The sequence below is a fragment of the Sphingomonas sp. genome, assembly GCF_031380695.1.
Classification (GTDB): domain Bacteria; phylum Pseudomonadota; class Alphaproteobacteria; order Sphingomonadales; family Sphingomonadaceae; genus Sphingomicrobium.
On record NZ_JANMWY010000289.1, the window covers coordinates 1 to 2,523 of the forward strand.

At 66.8% G+C, this 2,523-nt stretch carries 3 protein-coding genes; all 3 read right to left on the reverse strand.

Annotated features, from left to right (window positions below; translation table 11 throughout):
• The coding region (locus tag RMN84_RS10480; RefSeq protein ID WP_309612115.1) for a DNA topoisomerase at positions 1-658 on the reverse strand (658 nt) is incomplete at its 3' end.
• Between the two features lie 57 nt (positions 659-715).
• Positions 716-1,792 carry a DNA-processing protein DprA gene (dprA, locus tag RMN84_RS10485; protein WP_309612116.1) on the reverse strand — a complete coding sequence of 359 codons (1,077 nt, stop codon included), beginning with the start codon at positions 1,790-1,792 and terminating at the stop codon, positions 716-718.
• Positions 1,789-2,376 (reverse strand): glycerol-3-phosphate 1-O-acyltransferase PlsY, encoded by a 588-nt coding sequence (gene plsY, locus RMN84_RS10490; protein WP_309612117.1) that lies wholly within the window; start codon positions 2,374-2,376, stop codon positions 1,789-1,791. Before plsY ends, dprA begins: the two co-directional genes overlap by 4 nt.
• Positions 2,377-2,523: the final 147 nt, after the last annotated feature.

The following is a 2,523-nucleotide window of genomic DNA, read 5'->3' on the forward strand; positions in this document are numbered from 1 at the left end:
GCCGGTCGATCTTCTTGCCGTCGAGCCCGACCAGCCGCGCGGTAAACTGAGTCCCGTCGGCTTCGAAGATCGCGCTGATCGACCAATATTCCTGCGCACGGAACAGTTCGATCTCGCGCTCGCGGTCGACGATGATGCGCAATGCCACCGACTGGACGCGGCCCGCCGACTTGGCCCCGGGCAGCTTGCGCCACAGGATCGGCGAAAGCGTGAAGCCGACCAGATAGTCGAGCGCGCGCCGCGCCCGATAGGCGTCGATCAAATCCTCGTCGAGCTGGCGCGGGGCCTTCATCGCCTCCAGCACCGCCGACTTGGTGATCGCGTTGAACGTCACCCGCTCGACGTGCGCGGGGAGCGCCTTCTTCTCCTTCAGCACTTCCTGGACGTGCCAGCTGATCGCCTCGCCTTCGCGGTCGGGATCGGTCGCCAGGATCAGCGTGTCGGCCGCCTTGGCCGCATCGGTGATCGCCTTAAGTTGCTTCGCCTTGTCGGGATAATTGTCCCACACCATCGCAAAGCCGTCGTCGGGATCGACCGAGCCGTCCTTGGGCGGCAGGTCGCGGACGTGGCCATAGCTGGCCAACACCTTGTGCCCCGGACCCAGATATTTCTCGATGGTTTTCGCTTTTGCGGGCGATTCGACGACGACAAGTTTCAAGGGTCTATTTCCTTACGCATGTATACGCGCGATGGTGATTGGCCCCGGCGGCCCGCGTCAAGAAGTCATGCTGACCTTGCCCCCGGCGTGCCGATCGAGCCGCCCGGCAAGGTCGAGTTCGAGCAGGATCAGCTGGACCGTGCCGCTCGGCAGCTGCGACTGGCGGACCAGTTCGTCGACCGGCACTGCCGACGGACCGAGCAACTCTTCGACCCGCGCCCGTTCGTCGCTACCCGCCTCCTGCGCCGGGGCAGATGGCTCGTAGCTCTCACGCGGCGAGGCGAAGCCACTCATCGGGCGCAGCGTCTCGATCACGTGGGCGGCGTTCTGGACGAGCGTCGCGCCATCGCGGATCAGCTGGTTGCAGCCTTGGGCGCGCGGATCGAGCGGCGAGCCCGGCACCGCCATCACTTCACGCCCGGCCTCCGCCGCCAGCCGCGCGGTGATCAGCGAACCAGATCGCGGCGCCGCCTCGACCACCACCGTGCCGGGGCACAGCCCGGCGATGATCCGGTTGCGATAGGGGAAATGGCGCGCGCGCGGCTCGGTTCCCGGCGGCATTTCGGCGATCAACAGACCGCGCTCGGCAATGTCGGCCTGGCGCGCTTCGTTCTCGGGCGGATAGACGATGTCGAGACCCCCGGCGATGACCGCGATCGTGCCGGTCGGCAGAGAGCCATCGTGCGCCGCACTATCGATGCCCCTGGCAAGGCCAGAAACAGTGACGATGCCTTCGACGCCCAGTTCCTGTGCCAAGCCGCGCGAAAAACGGCAGGCCGCCGCCGAGGCGTTGCGCGCGCCGACGATGGCGACGGCAGTGCGCTCGAGCAGCGTGAGGTCACCCTTAACCGTCAGGATCGGCGGCGCATTGTCGAGCTCGGCGAGCATACGCGGATAAAGGCCTTGGCCGAGCAGCAGGTAGCGCCCGCCAATCGCCTCGATCCGCGCCATTTCGCGCTCGGCATCGGCGCGCGGGACGATGCGCGGGGCGCTGCCGCCGCCGCGTCGGGCGAGGTCGGGTAGGGCATCGAGCGCCGCCGACGCCGTGCCGAAACGGATGAGCAGCTGGCGATAGCTGACCGGCCCGATGGTCGGGCTGCGGATCAGGCGGAGGCGATCAACGAGCTCCTTCACACCGCCTTCTGCCCGACCCGCGGCTCGGTCCCGGATCGCAGCCGCGCGATATTGGCGCGGTGCTTCCAGATGACGAGCAATGCAAAGCCGAGCAGCATGGGGAACAGGTCGATTCGGCCGACCAGATAGGCAGTGAGCGGTGCGCTGGCGGCGGCGATCATTCCGGCTAGCGAGGAAATACGGGCGACGAGCAGCAGCCCGAGCCACACCAGCGCATAGACCAACGCAGCGAACGGCAGCAGCGGGATGAGGATGCCGAGCAACGTCGCCACCCCCTTGCCTCCCCTGAACCGCAGCCACACCGGATAAAGATGGCCGAGCAACGCCCCGGTCGCAGCATAGGGGATGGCCGGCAAGCCGAACGCCCACGCCGCCGCGATCACCGCCAGCGCACCCTTGGCGGCGTCGAGCAGCAGCGTCAGCGCGGCGAGCTTCTTCGACCCGGTCCGCAGGACATTGGTTGCCCCGATATTGCCGGACCCGATGTCGCGAATGTCACCCTTTCCGGCTAGGCGGGTGACGATCAGCCCGAACGGGATGGAGCCGAGGGCATAGCCGAGGAGGAACGCGGCGAGGGTCAACATCGTCATCGTTGAAGGTGGTAGCAGATGAGCGGCCAGACACAATCGGTCGGATGAACAGCGCGAAGCTTGCCCCAGCAACCCGCTCTGCCTGAGCTTGTCGAAGGCCTATCCTTCCTTCACAGGGCAGTCGAACTACAGTCCTTCGAC

Bases quoted from the DNA above. Each gene is read 5' to 3' on its own strand.
- plsY (WP_309612117.1), bottom strand. From the start codon at position 2,376: ATGTTGACCCTCGCCGCGTTCCTCCTCGGCTATGCCCTCGGCTCCATC.